This window comes from Halomonas sp. KM007, assembly GCF_050709225.1.
GTDB classification, from domain to species: Bacteria; Pseudomonadota; Gammaproteobacteria; order Pseudomonadales; family Halomonadaceae; genus Vreelandella; species Vreelandella hamiltonii.
The window spans coordinates 3,167,022-3,186,334 of record NZ_CP136131.1 but is presented as its reverse complement, the minus strand read 5'-3'; the positions used below and the strand labels follow the sequence as shown (position 1 = coordinate 3,186,334).

Genomic DNA, 19,313 nt, shown 5'->3' with positions numbered 1-19,313 from the left:
CTAAGCGTCAGAGCCGATCAGCTCAGCCAAGGACTCGATCAGCACCTCCGGCTGGCTCTGTTCGATGGGGTCGCCGTGATTGTAGCCGTAAGGCAGCGCCACCGTGGCAAAACCCGCTGCCTTGCCCGCCTCGATATCGTGGCGTGAGTCTCCGACCATCACGCAGGCACTCGGCGCAACGTCCAACAAACGTGCGATATGTAGCAGCGGCGCGGGGCTGGGCTTTTTCTCAGGCAGCGAATCGCCACCCACGCAGTGGGCAAATAGCGCCAGCAGTTCGAAATGCTCCAGAATGGGCGCAATGAAGCGTTCGGGCTTGTTGGTAATGAGTGCCAGCGTGAAGCCTGCGTCATGCAGCTGCTGCAGCGCTTGCGCCACGTGCGGGTACAGCACGGTGCGTGCGTTGGGCGCCGCCGCATAATGGCGCATGAACGCCGCCAGCGCAGCCTCGACAAGCCCCGGCTCCGGCGCTGACGAAGTCGCCCAACTGAGTGCGCGCTCTACCAACACCTGTGCACCGTTGCCTACCCAGTGGCGCACCTGCTGCTCATCCGGCAGCGGCAGCGCCATCTCCCGCATGGATTGCTGTACGGCCACGGCCAGATCAGGCACGGAATCGATCAAGGTGCCATCGAGGTCGAAGGCGATCAGTTGCTTCTGCTGCAGAATGGTATGCACACGGGCTCCTTGGTCATGGCACTGGACGCAATAATCTCGATCAATTTTATCATCTTATCGGCCTGGGATTACCCATACCGCGTGGAAGCTTCTATGCTGAGGCTATATTAGCCAAGGAGAGAGTAATGGCCACTCCCCGAATCGTGATTGTGGGCGGCGGCGCCGGAGGCCTGTCCCTCGCCACCAAGCTCGGGCACACGCTGGGCAAGAAAAAACGCGCCGAGATCGTGCTGCTGGACCGTAACGCCACCCATGTCTGGAAACCGCTGCTCCATGAGCTGGCTACCGGCGTGTTGAACTCGAGCATGGACGAAGTGGACTATCGTGGCCACTCCACCGCCCATCACTATCGCTACCAGCGGGGCTCGCTGAGCGGGCTGGATCGTGAACAGAAGGTGATTCACCTGGCGGCCATCGTCGATGAAGAGGGCGAAGAAGTGCTGCCCGCTCGGCAGATCACCTATGACTACCTGGTGCTGGCACTGGGCAGCGTTTCCAACGACTTTGGCACTCAGGGCGTGGCCGAGCATTGCCACTTCATCGATTCGCCCCAGCAGGCCAAGGCGTTCCAGCGGGACATGATCAACACCTTCCTGCGTTACACCGACCCATCGCTGCGCCAACATACTCAGCTCACCATCGGCATCGTCGGCGGTGGCGCCACAGGGGTAGAGCTGTCGGCGGAGCTGCTGGATGCCTCACGTCTGTTGAACGCCTACGGGGTGACGGCGGTGGACCACCAGTCCATCAGCGTACACTTGATCGAGGCCGCGCCGCGCCTGCTGCCGGGTTTGTCCGAACGCATCAGCGGCACCGTACAGCAGGAGCTGGAAAGCCTTGGCGTCACCGTGCACGTCAACACGGCCATTCAGGAAGCGAAGGAGTATCATCTGGTCACCAATGATGGCGAAGTCATCGATACCGACCTGAACGTCTGGGCCGCGGGCATCAAGGCGCCCGAGTTCCTCAGCGAGCTGGGGCTCACTACCAACAAGCGCCATCAGGTCGCCGTGCACCAAACCCTGCAAAGCGTCGATGACCCTGCCATTTTTGCCCTGGGCGACTGCGCCAGCTGCCCACAAGGCGAGGATGCCACCGTGCCGCCCCGTGCCCAGGCCGCCCATCAGCAGGCCAAGGTACTGGCGAAGAACCTGATCAATTGCCTGGAACAGAAACCCCTGGCCGCGTTTCACTACCGTGACCACGGCTCACTGGTATCGCTGGCACGCTACGATGCGGTAGGCAACCTGATGCGCAGCTCCGCTTCTCGCGGGCTGTTTCTGGAGGGCTGGCTGGCGCGCCAGGCGTATGCTTCCTTGTATCGTATGCATCAGCTGTCGATACATGGCGCGCCAAAGACGGGTCTTGCCTGGCTGGTAGACAAACTGAACCGCTACCTCAAGCCACGCATGAAGCTGCATTGAGCGCCTGCCTCGATCAGCGGACGCTGGCCAGCGCAGCTCGCATCTGCTGAATGACGCTATCGTATCCGTGGGGGTCGCTGGCCTGGTGCGCATTGAAAATGGCCGAGCCCGCCACGAACGTATCGGCACCGGCAGCGGCAATCTCGGCGATGTTATCCACCTTGACGCCCCCATCGATCTCCAGGCGGATCGGCAAGCCCGAAGCATCGATCCTTGCCCGCGCCTCGCGCAGCTTGTCGAGGGTCGTCGGGATGAACGACTGCCCACCAAAGCCCGGGTTGACGCTCATCAGCAGCACCATATCCACTTTGTCCATCACGTAATCGAGATAGGAAAGCGGCGTTGCCGGGTTGAAAACCAGCCCGGCCTTGCAGCCGCCATCGCGGATCAGCTGCAAAGAGCGATCGATATGCTCGGAGGCTTCGGGGTGAAAGGTGATGTAGCTCGCGCCTGCGTCGATGAAATCACCGATCATGCGATCCACCGGCTTGACCATCAGGTGCACATCGATGGGCGCGGTCACGCCATGCTGGCGCAGCGCCTTGCAGACCATTGGGCCAATGGTCAGGTTGGGCACGTAGTGGTTGTCCATGACATCGAAGTGCACCACGTCTGCACCGGCGGCCAGAACGTTGTCTACCTCTTCCCCCAAACGGGCGAAGTTGGCCGACAAAATGGAAGGGGCAATCAAGAAATCCTGGGCAGTGCTCATCATGGGGTCCTTAGCGCGGATTAACGGTATTGCGCTATCTTACCAGAGCGCTGCGCCCAGCCCCACGCAAGGATGATGCCCTTGAGCGGCATGAAAGAAATGCATCATTGCCTAACCTTCCTCATATATTCATAAATAGAATATAAAACACAATTGTAATTCCACAATGACAGGTTTAACCTTAGCACCATCGCGACTATGTCGCCCCCTGCCATCAGGAGCCTGCCATGACACGCCATACTCTACTTCGCACCAGCCTGCTTCGTAATGGACTGCGCCGCAGCCTGCTCGCCGCTGCCGTCGGCACCGCCGTTGCCGGCATGACGCTCTCCACCAGCGCCGTAGCCCAGGAGCGTGAGCTGCTCAACTCTTCCTACGATATCGCCCGTGAGCTTTTTTCGGCCATCAACCCTGAGTTCCAGGCCTGGTGGCAGGAAGAGCACGGCGAAGAGATCGGCATCAGCCAGTCTCACGGCGGCTCCTCGGCCCAGGCCCGTGCCATCATGCAAGGCCTGCGCGCCGATGTAGTGACCTATAACCAGGTCACCGACGTTCAAGCGTTGGCGGATGCAGGCCTGGTCGCGGAAGATTGGCAGCAGGCGTTCGACAACAATGCGTCACCCTACTACTCCACTACCGCATTCCTGGTGCGCAAGGGCAACCCCAAGGGCATCGAGAGCTGGGACGACCTGGTACAGGAAGACGTCCGCATGGTCTTCCCGAACCCGAAAACCTCCGGTAATGGCCGCTACACCTATTTGGCCGCCTGGGGCTTCGCCGATCAGGCTTTCGACGGTGACGACGAGCAGATTCAGGACTTCATGCGCACCTTCCTGCGCAACGTCGCGGTATTTGACACCGGCGGTCGTGGTGCCACTACCAGCTTCATCGAACGCGGCATTGGCGATGTGTTGATCAGTTTCGAGTCCGAAGTCAACAACATCCGCGCCGAATACGGCAGCGACGATTATGAAGTGATCGTGCCGCCGGTCAGCATCCTGGCCGAATTCCCGGTCGCCGTGGTCGGCCCCAACGCCGAGCGCAACGGCAACAGCGACCTGGCCCAGAGCTATCTCGAGTACCTCTATAGCGAAGAGGCTCAGCGCCTGCTGGCAGGCTTCAACTACCGTGTGCATAACGAGACCGTCGTGGCCGAGTTTGCCGACCAGTTCCCCGAGACCGAGCTGCTGCAGGTCGAAGATGTATTTGGTAGCTGGGAAGAAGCCATGGAAGCCCATTTCGATGGCGGCGCACTGCTCGATCAACTGCAACGTCGTTAACGGAGCCCCATGAGCCAACTTGCATTCTGGCGATCCGGCAGCACACGCGTGCTGCCGGGTTTTGGCCTTTCCATGGGTATCAGCGTGCTGTTCATCTCGCTGGTACTGCTGCTGCCCATCACCGGGCTGTTTGGCCAACTGGCGGGGCTCAGCCTCAGCGAGTACTGGGCCATCATCACCGATGGCCGCGTGGTGGCCAGCTACACCGTGACCATTGGCGCTGCCGCCGTGGCCGCGCTGGTCAACGCCGTTTTCGGGCTGCTGCTGGCCTGGGTGCTGGTGCGCTACGAGTTCCCCGGCAAGCGTCTGCTGGATGCGCTGATGGACCTGCCCTTCGCCCTTCCCACGGCGGTGGCGGGCATCACCCTGGCCACCCTGTATGCCGGCAATGGCTGGATGGGCCGCCTGCTCGAACCGCTAGGCTTTCAAGTCGCCTATACCTGGGTCGGCATTGCCCTGGCCATGGCTTTCACCAGTATTCCTTTCGTGGTGCGCACCGTGCAGCCGGTACTCGAAGACCTGCCCGCCGAGATCGATGAAGCCGCCATGTCGCTGGGTGCTACCGACAGCGTGGCATTTCGCCGGGTGATCATGCCCCACCTGTGGCCAGCGCTGGTCACCGGTACGGGGCTGGCGTTCGTGCGCTCGTTAGGCGAGTTCGGGGCGATCATCTTCATCGCGGGCAACATGCCCTACGAAACGGAGATCACGGCATTGATGATCTTCGTTCGGCTTCAGGAGTACGACTACGCAGGCGCTTCGGCCATCGCCTCGGTGGTGCTGTTCGTGTCGCTGGCACTGCTGCTGGTCATCAACATCTGGCAGGGGCGCTTCGTGCGCCGCTTGCATGGAGGAAAAGGCTAATGCATCGCGTAGGGGATGCGCCGCTGGTGCGGCGCGTACTGATCGTCAGCGCCCTGCTGCTGTCGGCGCTGTTTCTGCTGCTGCCGCTGGTCGCCATTTTTGCTCAGGCCTTTTCTCAGGGCGTGGCGGTGTTCTGGGCCAACGCGACCAATACCTTCACCCTGCACGCCATCGGCCTGACGCTGGTCATCGCGCTGATGACCATTCCGGTCTGCTTAGTCTTTGGCGTCGCGCTGGCCTGGCTGGTGACCCGCTTCAGCTTCCCCGGCCGCCGCATTCTGCAAACCCTGATCGACATACCCTTTGCCGTTTCGCCCGTCGTGGCCGGTTTGATCTACCTGCTGCTCTACGGCCGCAATGGCTGGATCGGCAGCTGGCTGGACACCCATGACATTCAGCTCATGTTTGCCTGGCCCGGCATTCTGATGGTCACCATCTTCGTCACCTGCCCCTTCGTCGCTCGGGAACTGATTCCATTGATGCAGGCCCAGGGCTCCCGCGAAGAGGAAGCCGCCGTGACCCTGGGCGCCTCAGGCTGGACCACGTTCTGGCGCGTGACGCTCCCCAACATCCGTTGGGCACTGCTGTACGGCATCATCCTCACCAACGCTCGCGCGGTAGGTGAATTCGGCGCGGTCTCCGTGGTCTCAGGGGCTATTCGCGGGCAGACCAACACGCTGCCCTTGCACCTCGAACAGCTCTATCAGGATTACAACGCCGTGGGGGCATTTGCCAGCGCGGCCTTGCTGGCGCTGATTGCCCTGTTAACCCTTGCGGCCAAGGCAGGCCTGGAATGGCGCGCATCGCGCCGGGAGGCACTCGTATGAGTATTCGCTTAGAGAATATTGCCAAGCATTTTGCCAACACACAGGCCCTCGAACCCATCGACCTGGACATTCATGAGGGCGAGCTGGTCGGCCTGCTGGGGCCCTCTGGGTCGGGCAAGACGACCCTGCTGCGTATCATTGCAGGGCTGGAGAGCGCTGACCGCACGCCAACGCCCGGTAAAATTCTGTTTGGCGATCGCGATGTCACCCATGTGCACGTGCGTGACCGGCGCATCGGTTTTGTATTTCAGCACTATGCGCTGTTTCGCCATATGAGCGTCTACGACAACGTGGCCTTTGGCCTGACCGTGATGCCGCGCAAGTGTCGCCCCTCCAGCGGCGAGATTCGTGCACGAGTATTTCGGCTGCTGGAAATGGTTCAGCTCCAGCATTTGGCCAACCGCCTGCCTGCGCAGCTCTCGGGCGGCCAGCAGCAGCGTGTGTCGCTGGCCAGGGCACTGGCCGTAGAGCCCGACGTGCTGCTGCTGGACGAGCCCTTCGGCGCGCTGGACGCCAAAGTACGTCAGGACCTTCGCCGCTGGCTGCGTCGCCTTCATGATGAGCTGAACTTCACCAGCGTATTCGTGACCCACGACCAGGAAGAGGCGCTGGAGCTTTCGGATCGCGTCGTGGTGATGAGCAACGGCCGTATCGAACAGATCGACACGCCGGAAACCCTCTACCGCTCGCCGAAGAACCGCTTTGTGTTCGAATTCCTCGGTGACGTGAACCACCTGGAGGGCAGCGTGCAGCAAGGTGTGCTGACCTGCGGAGACGCGCGCCTGCAGGTAGACCTGCCAGACGGTGACGAAGAGCTGCTGTTGCGCCCCCACGAAGTGCGCCTGGCTGAAGCACCCAGCCCGGAAAGCCACCTGCCTGTCACGGTCACCGCGCTATCCCCTGTAGGGGCCGAAGTACGGGTCGAGCTGGAGGCAGACTGGCTTGCCAAGCCCTGGCTGGCCACCGTGCGTCATGCCGACTTCGAACGGCTGAACCTGCAGCGCGGCCAGCGGCTGTTTGCGCATCCGCGCCAGTGGCATCGCTTCAAGGAAGACACCGCACCCCAGCCGCAGCCTAGCCGGGTCACGTAAGCCGCTGGCCTCGCCTGTCGCAGCAGGGCTATACTGTACCGACCCTGGACAGCAATGCCTTGTTACGACAGGCTTTTACTATCCAGGCAAGTGACTACCCAATCAGGTTACTATCCAAGCAAGTTACGCCCCAAACAAGTAGAGTGTGGAGAGTTGTATGCGTCGGCGTCATTTTTTACGTATTTCCGGTGCGCTGTTGGCCACCGCCCTGCTGGCCGGCTGCGCCAGCCCCCAGTTCCTGCAGCTGAACCCTTCCCGCACGGCCAACGTGCCGCAGGTAGGCTCCGGGCAGCAGGTGACCGTGGTGGCCGTGGATGCCCGCCCTAGTGAAGTCATTGGCACCCGGGCAGGCGGCAGCATGTCGACGGCGCAAATCACCGTCAACCGACATGAATTGATTCCGAAACTTCAGGCCGAAGCTGAGCGTGCGGTGCGCGACATGGGCTTCAACCCCACCCGGGAAACCGCCCAGGGCCGCCCCACTCTGACGCTGGAGCTCGCCAGCCTGGCCTACCTGCGGGGCGATAGCGGCCAGCCGCTCATCGACGAGGCCCGTATCGAGGGTGTCTTCCGAGCCATCGCGCAGCATCAGGGCACGACCTATACCGGCACCTATACCTCACGCCGTACGCAGGGCTACGCCATCAAACCTGGTGAAGACAGCAATACCCGCATGCTGAACGACCTGTTGAGCGATGGTTTGAACCGCGCCTTCAGCGACCCGGAACTGGGCCGCCTGCTGGCGCGCTGATCTGGGTCAATTCACACGCGAGGGCCGCGCCGCTCCAGTGCCCAAAGGCTCTCGCGACGGCCACGCTCATCGGCGGGCTCTGTAGAGAGCCGATCAACGCGAAAATTGGGCGCCAGCAGGCGTTCTATTTCATGGTCGGGCACGTTGAAGGGCGGCCCTGCTTCGCCTTCCTGATGGGTCAGCGCGACGAGCAATCCCTTGGCACCAGGCGGTATCAGCTGTGCCAGGTGGAACGCATAGCGCTCCCGAGTGGCGGGTGGCAGGGCAATCAACGCTGCTCGGTCATAGAAGGCCCCGACTTCGGCAGCCTGTTTGATATGCAGATGAAAGAAGTCCCCGCACCAAAGCTCGACACTCCCCTGACGAAACACCTCGAAACCTGACTGGCGGTAGCGTGAAACGCCCTCTTCCCGCTGGGCCAGAAACTGCTCAATGGCTTCCGGGGCCAGCTCGACGCCCAGCACCGGATGCCCCTGCTCGGCCAGCCAGCGCATGTCCAGGCTCTTGCCGCACAGCGGCACCAGCACTTTGGCACCCTCCTCCACCCCCAGCTCGGGCCAGTGCTGTGGCAGCGCGGTATGTGTTGCCGCCAGATGAAAGCCAGTGCGCCCTTCCTGCCAGCGCAACCGCCAGGGGTTGTCCATGGTACTTACCTCGTCGGGCCGTGGTGGAGGATGACCAGCACGCTGTTTAGAACCAGCGGTCACGTTTTTTGCGGCGACGCGGCAGATGCGGCACGATCAGCCCCACCAGCAGGCCCGCACCGGCCACCCCCCCGCCGTACATGAAGTAGCGCATCAACAGATCCTCTTCCTGGGTATCCAGGCGGGCCTGCAGCGCACGCACCTGACGGCGAGCCTGCTCGGACTGGGCGTCCAGTTCGTGATTACGCGCTTCCAGCTCGGCAATGCGCTGCTCACGGATATCCAGGGTTTCCGTCATCGAAGAGACCCGCCGCTCCCAGGTATCGTTGATGCCGTCGAGCTCCTGGGTCAGTTCTTCCACCTGCGCCTGAAGCTCAGGCAACTGCTGACGAGCGCTGGGCGTTTGCTGCAGTTCGCTGCTCAACACCCACACGGTGTCGCCGCTGTTGCTGCGCACTCGGGTGTAGTTCCCGCTGGTTTCCAGTACGTCGACCTGCTCACCCGCATTCAGCGTTCCCACAATGCGATAGCCATCCGTGGGCCCACTGCGCACATAGGTGCTCAGCTCGTCACTGACCCAGGCTTGACTATCGGATTGAGCAAACGCCGAATGACCACTGGCACTCAACAGCACGCCCATGGCGGCGGCGTAACAATTCCTGCGAAATTTCTCTACTTGCATGACGTCATGTCCTGATCATAAAAACGCAGCTGACCGACGAAGCCAGCCTGCGTATCGCTATAGCGTTGCGCGTTCTTGGGCGCTTACCCTTCCCCCCTGGGCGGTAACGGGAAGGGACGAGGAAACTCTGCGACGCGAGCATCACTTTTCACTGCCTTCAAGGGGCCTTCACGCTCTACTTCGTCAATGCGCACAATGGCATTGAGCGGCAGATAGCTGCGCTTGACGCCTTCGAAGGTACGCTGCAGTTTTTCCGCTCCCGGATCCACCACGACTCGCGACGCATCGTCAAAGACAAACTCCTCGACTTCAATAAAGCCCCAGAGTTCGCTCTGAAAGATCTCTCTTACGTATAAATCCCAAATTTCACCCTGCTGGTGAACCACCACACGGTAGATCGGCTTGGCCGCCATCCTGGCCCTTCCTCTTGACGCTTGAACGTATCCAACAACGGGGTAGCCTACCACACTCACCGGGCAGCCCCTTAGCAGACATCGTCAAGGCCCACGAATTCCCTGCTCTCCCTTCAGTGGGTGCTAATTAGCCCGGGGCCACCTGGGTCGTGTATGGTGGAAAGAGTGTTTGGCACGATTTTTCATCTACCCAACAGGAGTCACCACCATGCAAAAGGATCCCAACAAGGGCTACATCGCCCTCCTCGGCTGGAGCCTCAATGCAATCGAAGCGGCCGAGCAGTTCGACCGGCGCTACATCGTGGTCGCCCCCGACTGGGCAGAAGAACACTGCAAAAAACACGATATTCCCTACGTTCCCTGGAATTTCGAGCGCCTCAACGACCGCTCCATGGAAATAGCAGAAACCCTCAAGGAAAAAGGCGTGGATGTCGCTATCCCGCTGTTCGAGGAGACCGTCGAGTGGGCCGGTGCGATCAACTCCGTACTGCTCGATAACCCTCGCCTCTATGGCCAGTCCCTGCTCCTGCGTGACAAGGCGCTGATGAAGCGGCGCGCCCAGCTGGGCGGTATTCGCGTGGGTATTTTCGAAGAGGCCCACGACAGAGACGACGTTATCCGCTTCCTGAAACGGGTCAACCAGACCCTGCTCAAGCTGGACGGCGACCCCAACGACCCTATCCACTTGAAGGCGTTCGACAAGGCGGGCTGCCTCGGGCACCGCGTCATCCGCACGCCGGACGAGGTGGATACTATCCCGGACGAAGAGTTTCCCGTGCTGATGGAGTCGCACCTGGATGGCTGGGAATTTGCCGTGGAAGCGTGGATTCACGACGGCAAGATCGCCTTCCTGAACATTTCGGAATACGTCACGCTGGGCTATTCGGTGTTCGTTCCCGCCTCGCCGGAGCTCGAGCAGTATCGCCAGCAGATCACCGCCCAGATCGAAAAACTGATCAAGGCCTTCGATATCGAGTTTGGCCTGATCCATCCAGAGTACTTCGTCACCAGCGATGGCGAGATGTACTTTGGCGAAGTCGCCTATCGTCCACCGGGGTTCAAGGTGTTCGAACTCCTCGAGCGGGTCTATGGCTTCAACGCCTATCAAGCGTCGATGCTGGTCTTCGACCCCAAAGCCACGGCAGAAGAAGTGGCCGAGTTCTTTCCCAGGGAGATCGTCGATGCCAACGGGTTTGCGGGCTGCTTTGGCGTTTATCCGCGACGTCGCGTGGTCAGCCGCCTGGAAATACCCGAAGAGACCGAAGATCACCCGTACTTCGAGTCCCATGAGCTGACGCCCCCCTTGGAAGAGACCGTGACCAAGCGCACCGCGTTTGGGACCCACTGGGGGCTGATCTACTTCAAGGGCGACGATGCCCATACGCTACGTGACCTGCTCAAGCGGCAGGAATCTCTCGACTTCTATGTATAATTCTCCCTTTGTCGGGATAAGGAGTCAGCGTGACCAATCAGCGTTCCACCCCTGACGGGGAAGAAGGCAAGCTCGATGGGTTGCTGAGCAAGTTCGATGAGGCAGTATCGCTACTTGACAAGGCCCCCGCCGTTTCAAAGGTGGCCAAGCTGCCCCGTGTGATGGACACCGCGCGGCGTATCCTGATGGTCGAAGGAGGCTGCGCAGCGCTGGAGGCGCGCGCCGCCAACTTCGAGGCAGCAGGGGTATTTGTGGGATCAGACTGGGAAACCCCCCAGTATCTGGTCCCGGCGTTGACCCCATTTTCGCTGAAAAGCGCCGATGCCACCGTGGTAGTGATCGAGGCGCTGAGCGAACTGCGGCTGCTGGCGGTGGCCAAGGGAGTTTACGCGCATCCCCAGCTGTCGCCGGAACATGCCCATCATTACCTCACTCAGGTCATGGCTATCAATCTGGGGCTGCTGTTCAACGCGCCCAGCGAAGCCGAGCGTGAAACCCAGGGTCGGCTGGCGAAAATTCCCCGCCAACTGTTTCAGCACCTGGCCGAGCGGCTAGGCCATGAGCACGTCATCGATCAACTGATCGATGAAATCTGGCGGATTCTCAAGCAGCGGCCCATTCAGGTCGACTCCATCAAGCAGATGATCACCCAGATCGCCCTGTGCCAGGCCAACCCGGAAATCGACCTGGGCGCCAGCGGCCAGGGCGCCGACCGGTTGGTCAGCTCGCTCTATGGCCCCACGCAGGCCTGCCGGGAAGACCCCGGCATCGAGGTCTACCGGGCACGCCTGGAGCGCATGGACCACGCAACGCTTCAAGCGGAGTCCACCGGTTTTGCCCGTGCCATGCACGATACTGGCCTCGTGTCGCCTTACCATGCCGTCCTGCTGCGCTTCCTGTTGGAAGAAGCGGACCAATTGCTTTCCGAGGCGCTGGGGCTGTCGTCCACAGGGCGCGACTGCCTGCTGTGCTATCGCGAACTGGCGCATACCTTGATTCGCAGCGGCGTCTACCCCGCCACCGCTCAGGCGGTCTATGGCCTGGCGTTAATGCTGGAACGCGGAATTCTCTATCAACCGCCAGTGGCACCGGCCATATGGCGGCAGCTGAGCCTGCCGCTCTCCGACTGGGCCGTCTCGCGCTTGACGCTGGCCTATGGCGATACCGCATCGCCCAGAGCACGTTTGATCGAAGGTGTGCTGTGCATGCTGGGACTACCGCTGGGCATTGGCCAGGGTAACAACCCTACCTGCCAGTCGGCGCGTGCACTGTCGATGTGGGCCTACAACGACCCGGACTACCTGCTGCAAATGGTGACCTGGGCCGCTCGGGATGATGAGATCATCATGCATTTCGAAGGCCAACCGATCTCTTCACAGGAGAGCGTGGCGGGAGTGGCCAGCGAGCTCCCTCTTGACCTCGACCCGGTGTCGTTGATCGTCGTCCCGCACCTGGATCGCATTTATGCGGAAATGGGCCGACGCTGCATCGGCCGCGAAGGCGACCCCCACCGCTGGGTCAACCCTGAATTTCACGGCTGGTGGTCTGGCCGAGGATTCAGTATCAATGTGGATGTAGCCACCGGGCAGCTGCATGAGGTCGACACCTTCATTCGCCACTTCTACGCCAGCTACCACCCTTTCTACAACGGCAATCAGCCGCTGATACACCCGCAGCCTGCCGGTGTTGCGGTCACGGACAGCGCGGCGCGTTTCATCGGCTGGCATGCCATCACTATTCTACGCGCCTCGCTCGACCCCAGCGATGTCATGCGCGTCTACTTCTACAACCCCAATAACGATAGCGGCCAGGACTGGGGAGATGGACTCAAGGTCAGCACGGCTGGCAACGGCGAACGCTTCGGTGAAGCCTCACTGCCCTTCGAGCAGTTTCTCTCGCGGCTTTACATCTACCACTACGACCCCCTGGAAAGTGGCAAACTGGCCAGCGTGGGCGAGGAGGAGCTGGAGCGCGTCAAGGGCTATTTACATCGCAGCTGGGGAGCTACGCGAATCCCTCCCACCGACTTGCAGGCAGAGCCAGGCACAACATGACATAATGCGCGGTCTTTCAACGCTCCTGATACGCTGCCATGATACGACTCGATCAACTGCTGGTCAGCCAGGCGCTGGCCAGCTCACGCACCCGCGCCCAGCGCCTCATCAAGAACGGACGTGTCTTTTTGACCGACGGCACCCCGCTCACCAAGCCTTCCGAAAAGTGGCCCGCCGACATATCACTGCGCGTAGAGGAGGACCCCGAGGAGCGCTACGCTTCCCGGGCAGGCCTTAAACTCGAGGGAGCGCTCACTACGCTGGATATGCGGCTGGAGGGCCTGGGCGTGCTTGATGTGGGCCAGTCCACCGGCGGCTTTACCGACTGCGCCCTGCGCTTCGGAGCCCGCCATGTAGTGGGTGTCGAGGTAGGCCACGACCAGTTGGCCGAAGCGCTGCGCCAGGACCCAAGGGTGGTGTGCCTGGAAGGCTTGAATGCGCGCCACATGAGCACCTCGGCAGCCTTGCTGGAAGTGCTGCGCCAATACCCCATCGAGCTGGCCATCATGGACGTGTCGTTCATTTCTCAAACGCTGATCCTGCCGGAAATCGCCGCCCTGCTACCGGCCAAGGGAAAGCTTATCTCTCTGGTCAAACCGCAGTTCGAGCTGGAGCCCAGCGCGCTGGACAAGCGCGGCGTGGTGCGCGACCCAGCCCGCTACAGCGAGGTGGAGCACAAGATACGCATGGCCTGCCAGGCCTGCGGTTTGCGCATTGCCCACTGGCAGGAGAGCCCGATCACCGGCGGGGACGGCAATCGGGAATTTCTCATGCTGGCTTGCAAATAGACGCCTTAGCCCAGGTTTTCAGGAGGCAGCGGCTTGCGGGTCTGTACTTTCACCGACTCCCCCTGATCTCGATGCAGCCAAACGTCCATCTGCTCGAAGGCCACCCGTACGCCCGCTTCGCGGAACAGTTCATCCACCCGGCAGTTCACTTCGTCGGCCGCAAACAGTCGATCCAGCAGGTCGTTGACGAAGATGCGCAGCTCGAAGTTCAGGCTGTGCGGGCCATAGTTGAGGTAGAACACCTGGGGTTCCGGGTCCGCCAGTACACGCGGGTTCTCATCGGCGGCCTGGCGCAACAGCTGATGCACCAACGGCAAATCAGAGCCGTGCGCCACGCCATAGGTCAGCACCACCCGGGTGACATTGTCCGACAGCGACCAGTTGATCAACTGGTCGGTGACGAACGTCTTGTTGGGTATGATGATCTCCTTGCGATCGAAGTCGGTCACCGTGGTGGCACGGATGCGGATACGGCTGACGGTGCCATGCAGGTTGCCCAGCGTGATGGTGTCGCCAATCCGAATCGGGCGCTCGAACAGAATGATCAGGCCCGAGATGAAGTTGGCAAAGATCTCCTGCAAACCAAAGCCCAGCCCCACGCTCAACGCGGCCACCAGCCATTGCAGCTTGTCCCAGGAGACCCCCAGGGTGGCCAGCGACATGACGACTCCCGTCCCCACGATGGTATAAGAGAGCAGCGAGCTGATGGCGTAGGCGCTGCCCTGTTTCAGGGCCAGCCGCGACAGCACCATGACTTCGAGCAACCCTGGCAGGTTGCGCGCCATGATGAAGGTGATGGCGACCACCAGCAAGGCCGTGAAAAAATCAGAGAGCGAAAGCGAATTGTCCACCAGGTCGCCTTCATCGGCATCCCACAGTGCCACCTGATCCAGATACCCCAACACCGCCAGCAGGTCCGACCAGACCAGATAAAGCAGCAGGCTGAACCCGATCAGCAGAATGAGCTTGGAGAGCCGCAGCGACTGGGTGTTGATCTTCTCCATATCCAGGGGTGGCTCTTCGACCACTTCCAGCCCGCCCTCGGCTCCCTCCTGTACCTGGGCCCGCCGCCGCGCCAGGGCTCGGCGATACGCCAAGCGGCGAGCGGCCACTGCCAGGCTGCGAACCACCGTGGCTTCCACCACGACCCACAGCCCCAACAGGTAAAGCGTCATGGCAAAACGTGCTACCAGCCGCAGCGCCGTGTATTCATACCCCCAGGCCACCAGCCCCAGCATGACCAGCGGCACGCTGGCCATGGCCAGCCCCAGGACCAACCGGAACAGCCGAACCCCAAAAATCGGCACGTGGGCCAGAATCAGCTGCATCAACCACCACGCCATGGCCAGCAGCCCCAGCATGAACAATCCCATGGCCACCGGGCGCATGGCCAGCGGGGTCTCCACCTGCCCAGACATGGCCGCAATCCCTACCACGGGAACCAGCGCCACGCCTAACCCTCCGAGCAGCTGGCGTAATCGAGCATTGTAAGCGGGTGCCCAGGTAAAGTGACGCTCGGCAACGCCATCGGGCACCAGCAGGCGGCGGCCCAAGGCAATCACCCCCCAGCTCAGGCTCAGTTGCAGCAAGGCCGGCGCCAGCCCCAGTGCCAGGGCGCCTTCTGCCGTGCGCAGGGCAACGCCAGCCCCCGCCAGCGCCAGCGGGCCGGGCAGCGCCAGCAGCGCATTCATCAGCACTGCTCTGGGCGTGTGTAGCTGCGTATCACTCTTCAAACGACCTATTTGCGAGTGCAGCCGCGCCAAGGCGGCCTTGATACGAGAGCGCAGCCCCAGCAAGGTCAGGCTCAGCAGCAGTAGCGGCGCACCGACCAGCATGTCCCAGCCAAGGCCCTGCCAGCGGTTGGGCAGCACGGCTCGCCATTCGCCCTGCAGCCACTCCTGGTGAAGGTGGTGGGGTAACTGACGCACCCAGTTGAGGTCCAGCGGGCGACTGTTGGCTACCCAGAAGAGCTGTTCATCGATGGTGGCGCGCAGGTCGTGGGTGGTAGTCAAGAGCTGTTGCTGGTTCAACTGAAGCTCGATAGCGGCGCTCAACAGGCTGCCATAGGACTGCTCGAGCTGCTCCACCAGCTCACGGCGAGATTGATAAAGCCGCGTCAGGGAGTCCACCAGTCCAGGCGTCACCTCGACACCCGCTTCCTGCAGCCGCTGGGTGGCCAATCGCTCCCCCTGGCGCAGCTGATCACGTTGACGTATCAGATCGAACTGCTTGAGGCGCAAGTCGGCAATTTCATCCTGCAGGTCCCGGCGCGGCACGATTACCGGCAGCGATTGACGCTGCTCACGGAGTATCCGCGATAGCAGCTGGCTGCCGCGAATGGCTTCCAACTGCTCATTGAGACTACGCTGCAACTGGCGCACCAACTCCAATTGACGCTGGGCTTCGATATTCTCGCGCACGATGCTGTTGGCGCGGTCAGTGGCCCGCAGCAGCTCGAGACTCAAGGTCTGGTTCATCTGCTGGGCGCGCAGCACTACCGGATGCCCTTCGGCGATCAGCGGGTCATCCCGCGCGGCATCGGCAATCGCCTGCTCGGACTGCAAGCGCCGCTGGCGATCGATGACCCCTTGCAGCAGGTTAAGCCGCTGCTCCTGATGATCGATCTGCAAAGCCAATAGCTCACGCCGCTGCTGAGCCAGCTCCCGCAGTCGGCTGTTGGCACTGAGCTCACGTTGATTGAGGGAGACTTCCTGCTCGGCCAGGGAACGCTCCAGACGCCACTGAATCAGCTGCGCATCCTCGCGAGCCGAAAGCTGGCGGTCGGCCAACAGCGCTTCGCGGGTATCGTGCTCGCGGCGCAAGGTCTCGGCCCGCTGCAGGGCTTCGGAGATGGCCTGCTGGGCACGTTCGGGCAAGGTTTGCGCAGCCAACAGCTGTGAGTTGACTTCGGCCAACTGGCTCTGCAACTGCTGGAGTTCGATCACCGCGCTGCCCTGCTGCGCCTCCAAGGCTTCCAGCGGCATGTCACTCAGGCTATCCACGGAGAGCTGTTGGCTCGCTTCCTCGGCTTCTCGCAGCTCTCGTTCGAGTTGCAGCAGCTGCTCAGGGGCCTGGCTGACACGCTGCTCCAGCGCCCGTTGGCGCTCTTCCAGTGCCGTAAGCCGCTCATAGGCTTGCAACGCAGCGCTCAGGGCCGCCTGCTCACGCTGCTGCGCGGCGGTAAGCTCCCCTTCCTGGGACTCGAGCGCAGCCAATCGCTCGTTCAGGGCGCTTTCAGAAGGCGTCCGCTCACCATCTTCTGCCCACCCCATGGGCGACATGCACAACAACACGACACACAGCAATATTCCTAGCGCGCTGCTCACCGCCTTCATGGCATTCTTCACCACGTATAGAAGCCTCATTGACTGGTCGACCCGTATCATCGGGCAAGGCATCATTGTCAATCGTAAGGCCCGGCGGCGCAATCCAGCCCGGCACGAGAATATTGGCAGTTGACTTACCTCATCCGCCTGTATAGAACGTCGCTAACATTTATCTACTTTTCATTGCGAGCCATATCAATGGTTATCCGACCCCTGATGTTCACAGGCCTGCTGGTTGCCTTGGCCACACAGTCGGCCATGGCCGAGACGCGTGACGATATCGAAGCGCGTATTCGCGCCTTGAATACCGAGCTCTATCAGCTCCGCCAGCAGCTGCAGCAAATTGACGCACCCGAGGCTGCCGCCCAGGGTATTCCACCGACGCCGCTGCCAGAAGAAGTGGCCCTGGAGGACCTGTCCGAACGCCGCCAGCTGGAACAGCAGTCGTCGCGGAACCCGTTCTCCATCACGACACATCGCACCAATTACCTGTTTCCGGTGAGCTACAACACCAATCAGGACTCCAACAACTTTCGTGAAGTGACCGATGCTTCAGGCCCCAACAACAACGAAGTGAAGTTTCAGTTCAGTGCCAAGTTCAACCTGGCCGAAGACGTGTTTGGCGACATTGGCGACGTCTATTTCGCCTATACCCAGCGAAGCTGGTGGCAGGCCTATAACACTGATGCCTCTTCCCCTTTCCGGGAAACCAACTACGAGCCCGAGGTGTTCATCGATTTCGATAACGCCTGGAGCGCCTTGGGCTGGGTGAATACGCGCAATCGTATCGCCTTCAACCATCAATCCAATGGCCGCTCGGACCCGCTGTCACGGAGCTGGAACCGCGTCTATCTGGAAAGCACGCTGCAGCGCGGCGACTGGGCACTGACTCTGGCGCCGCACTGGCGCGTGCCGGAGTCGGATGGTGACGACGACAACCCGGATATCGAGCGCTTCATGGGATATGGCGACATTCGTCTGGCCAAGCGCCTGGACAACAATCACGAAGTCGCCGGACAGCTGCGTGGCAATCCTAGCCCCGGCAACCTGGGTACTCAGATCGATTACAGCTGGCCAGCCTTCAATGGGGTGCGAGCACACGTACAGTATTATTACGGGTACGGCGAAAGCATGATCGATTACGACAACCGCGTGCATCGCCTGAGTCTTGGCTTCAGCCTCAACCCGCTGTTCAGCGCCACGGGCCTGAACCGTTGATGCGGAACCACTAAACTTTGGGGTTGTCTATGGAGTGACGGCTGCTATGCTGAAGCTGTCACTCATTCATTCGTCAAAGGAAGACATCATGGCTAAACGTAACACAGACGCCTCCGCACGTGCCGACCAGCTGAAAGAAGACCTGCGCCATCTCAGCGAGACGGTCGAAGAGCTGATGAACGCCACATCGAAAGATGCCAGCGGTGAAATGCGCGACCTGCGTGAGCGTGCCGAACGTCGTTTGAAGGATACTCGTGCCCGCCTGGAAGCCCGCGGCGAGCGCATCTATGAAGACACCCGCGAGTCACTGGCTCAGCAAGCCGATTGCTGCGACCGCTATGTACATGAGAACCCCTGGACCAGCATCGGTATCGGTGCCGCAGCTGGCCTGGTGGTAGGTATGCTGCTCGGTCGTCGCTAATGGCATTGGGGCCAACCCAACGCGTCTTTTCTGCCGCCAAACGCTTGTTGAGGTCACTGTTAGCCAACGGTGAAACCCGCCTGCGTTTGGCGGTGTTGGAATTGGAGGAAGAGCGCGCTCGTTTATTGGTACTACTGTTGTTGGCTGGCGCCAGTCTGCTGCTGCTGCTGTTGGGCGTTGCCACATTGACGGCGCTGGTAGTCGTTCTGTTCTGGGACACCTATCGGCTGACGGCCATTGGCGTGAGTGCTGGCGTACTGATGGCACTCAGTCTGCTGCTGGCAGTGATTGCCATACGTCAGGCAAAGCGGCACTCGCTGCTCAAGGAAACCTTGAAACAGCTGGCAGCCGATCGCGCCCTGCTGGAGGCCAATGATGAAGAACTCACCGACCGTCGACGTTAAGACCACAGACAAGCCGTTGAGTCGCCAGCAGCGCAAGGCAGCGCTGCTGGCCGAGCTGGAACAGCAGCGTATCGATATACTGGTGAGCAGTGATACGTTGCAACGCACTTCCGCGCCACTCGATCGGCACTGGCGAAGCCTGCGCTTACCGCTGTACGTCGTGGGCGGGCTCGCTGCCCTGCGGCTGGTTCGCCATCCTGGTGGCGCCATGGCCGTCGGCAAACGCGCATTGGCAGGCTATATGCTGCTTCGCAAGCTGAAACTGCTGGCCAAAGTCGCCAGCTGACGAGGCGTTTGCCTGTTC

19 protein-coding genes are annotated in these 19,313 nt (G+C 61.2%); 13 read left to right on the top strand and 6 right to left on the bottom strand.

Annotated features, from left to right (window positions below; genetic code table 11):
• Entirely contained in the window at positions 1–678 is a 678-nt protein-coding gene (locus RVM27_RS15115; RefSeq protein ID WP_486996290.1) for a phosphoglycolate phosphatase, read from the bottom strand.
• A gap of 125 nt (positions 679–803) precedes the next feature.
• Between RVM27_RS15115 and RVM27_RS15110 the strand changes: the two genes are divergently transcribed.
• Positions 804–2,102 carry an NAD(P)/FAD-dependent oxidoreductase gene (locus RVM27_RS15110; protein WP_287806788.1) on the top strand — a complete coding sequence of 433 codons (1,299 nt, stop codon included), beginning with the start codon at positions 804–806 and terminating at the stop codon, positions 2,100–2,102.
• 13 nt (positions 2,103–2,115) lie between these two features.
• Here the strand turns inward: RVM27_RS15110 and rpe are convergent, their stop codons facing one another.
• Positions 2,116–2,814, bottom strand: a complete 699-nt coding sequence (rpe, locus tag RVM27_RS15105; protein ID WP_039181002.1) for a ribulose-phosphate 3-epimerase — start codon at positions 2,812–2,814, stop codon at positions 2,116–2,118.
• A 227-nt stretch (positions 2,815–3,041) separates the two neighbouring features.
• Between rpe and cysP the strand changes: the two genes are divergently transcribed.
• The 5 genes from cysP to RVM27_RS15080 all read left to right on the top strand — a co-directional run bounded on the left by cysP (position 3,042) and on the right by RVM27_RS15080 (position 7,627).
• The gene (gene cysP / locus RVM27_RS15100) at positions 3,042–4,094 is read left to right on the top strand and encodes a thiosulfate ABC transporter substrate-binding protein CysP (protein ID WP_498956918.1); all 1,053 of its coding nucleotides are present in this window, start codon (positions 3,042–3,044) and stop codon (positions 4,092–4,094) included.
• 9 nt (positions 4,095–4,103) lie between these two features.
• On the top strand, positions 4,104–4,958 hold the full coding sequence (cysT, locus tag RVM27_RS15095; RefSeq protein WP_016914399.1) for a sulfate ABC transporter permease subunit CysT: 855 nt from the start codon (positions 4,104–4,106) through the stop codon (positions 4,956–4,958).
• On the top strand, positions 4,958–5,785 hold the full coding sequence (gene cysW / locus RVM27_RS15090; RefSeq protein WP_498956917.1) for a sulfate ABC transporter permease: 828 nt from the start codon (positions 4,958–4,960) through the stop codon (positions 5,783–5,785). Before cysT ends, cysW begins: the two co-directional genes overlap by 1 nt.
• The gene (locus tag RVM27_RS15085) at positions 5,782–6,876 is read left to right on the top strand and encodes a sulfate/molybdate ABC transporter ATP-binding protein (RefSeq protein WP_287806794.1); all 1,095 of its coding nucleotides are present in this window, start codon (positions 5,782–5,784) and stop codon (positions 6,874–6,876) included. Before cysW ends, RVM27_RS15085 begins: the two co-directional genes overlap by 4 nt.
• Positions 6,877–7,033: 157 nt before the next feature.
• Positions 7,034–7,627, top strand: a complete 594-nt coding sequence (locus tag RVM27_RS15080; RefSeq protein ID WP_016914402.1) for a YajG family lipoprotein — start codon at positions 7,034–7,036, stop codon at positions 7,625–7,627.
• An 11-nt stretch (positions 7,628–7,638) separates the two neighbouring features.
• Here RVM27_RS15080 and RVM27_RS15075 read toward each other — a convergent pair whose 3' ends face one another.
• The 3 genes from RVM27_RS15075 to RVM27_RS15065 all read right to left on the bottom strand — a co-directional run bounded on the left by RVM27_RS15075 (position 7,639) and on the right by RVM27_RS15065 (position 9,366).
• Positions 7,639–8,271, bottom strand: a complete 633-nt coding sequence (locus tag RVM27_RS15075; RefSeq protein WP_081195672.1) for a thiopurine S-methyltransferase — start codon at positions 8,269–8,271, stop codon at positions 7,639–7,641.
• 46 nt (positions 8,272–8,317) lie between these two features.
• Positions 8,318–8,953, bottom strand: coding sequence for an SH3 domain-containing protein (locus RVM27_RS15070; protein ID WP_498956916.1), 636 nt, complete (start codon positions 8,951–8,953; stop codon positions 8,318–8,320).
• Between the two features lie 83 nt (positions 8,954–9,036).
• Complete coding sequence (locus tag RVM27_RS15065) at positions 9,037–9,366, bottom strand: DUF1820 family protein (protein ID WP_009100748.1); 330 nt, start codon at positions 9,364–9,366, stop codon at positions 9,037–9,039.
• Between the two features lie 208 nt (positions 9,367–9,574).
• Here RVM27_RS15065 and RVM27_RS15060 point away from each other — a divergent pair, with 208 nt between their 5' ends.
• Genes RVM27_RS15060 through RVM27_RS15050 form a run of 3 tightly spaced genes read left to right on the top strand, consistent with a single transcriptional unit; the run spans position 9,575 to position 13,640 of the window.
• Positions 9,575–10,798 (top strand): ATP-grasp domain-containing protein, encoded by a 1,224-nt coding sequence (locus tag RVM27_RS15060; protein ID WP_498956915.1) that lies wholly within the window; start codon positions 9,575–9,577, stop codon positions 10,796–10,798.
• A 29-nt stretch (positions 10,799–10,827) separates the two neighbouring features.
• Positions 10,828–12,852, top strand: a complete 2,025-nt coding sequence (locus tag RVM27_RS15055) for a hypothetical protein (RefSeq protein ID WP_498956914.1) — start codon at positions 10,828–10,830, stop codon at positions 12,850–12,852.
• Between the two features lie 38 nt (positions 12,853–12,890).
• Positions 12,891–13,640 carry a TlyA family RNA methyltransferase gene (locus RVM27_RS15050; RefSeq protein WP_498956913.1) on the top strand — a complete coding sequence of 250 codons (750 nt, stop codon included), beginning with the start codon at positions 12,891–12,893 and terminating at the stop codon, positions 13,638–13,640.
• A 5-nt stretch (positions 13,641–13,645) separates the two neighbouring features.
• Here RVM27_RS15050 and mscK read toward each other — a convergent pair whose 3' ends face one another.
• Complete coding sequence (mscK, locus tag RVM27_RS15045; protein WP_498957784.1) at positions 13,646–16,921, bottom strand: mechanosensitive channel MscK; 3,276 nt, start codon at positions 16,919–16,921, stop codon at positions 13,646–13,648.
• Positions 16,922–17,164: 243 nt separating this feature from the next.
• Here mscK and RVM27_RS15040 point away from each other — a divergent pair, with 243 nt between their 5' ends.
• From RVM27_RS15040 to RVM27_RS15025, 4 genes are all read left to right on the top strand, one after another.
• Positions 17,165–18,184, top strand: a complete 1,020-nt coding sequence (locus RVM27_RS15040) for a phospholipase A (RefSeq protein ID WP_498956912.1) — start codon at positions 17,165–17,167, stop codon at positions 18,182–18,184.
• Between the two features lie 88 nt (positions 18,185–18,272).
• Positions 18,273–18,605: an ElaB/YgaM/YqjD family protein gene (locus tag RVM27_RS15035; protein WP_016914410.1), complete on the top strand. Its 333-nt coding sequence runs from the start codon at positions 18,273–18,275 to the stop codon at positions 18,603–18,605.
• On the top strand, positions 18,605–19,009 hold the full coding sequence (locus RVM27_RS15030; protein ID WP_016914411.1) for a phage holin family protein: 405 nt from the start codon (positions 18,605–18,607) through the stop codon (positions 19,007–19,009). Before RVM27_RS15035 ends, RVM27_RS15030 begins: the two co-directional genes overlap by 1 nt.
• Positions 18,981–19,295: a YqjK-like family protein gene (locus RVM27_RS15025; protein WP_016914412.1), complete on the top strand. Its 315-nt coding sequence runs from the start codon at positions 18,981–18,983 to the stop codon at positions 19,293–19,295. Before RVM27_RS15030 ends, RVM27_RS15025 begins: the two co-directional genes overlap by 29 nt.
• Positions 19,296–19,313: the final 18 nt, after the last annotated feature.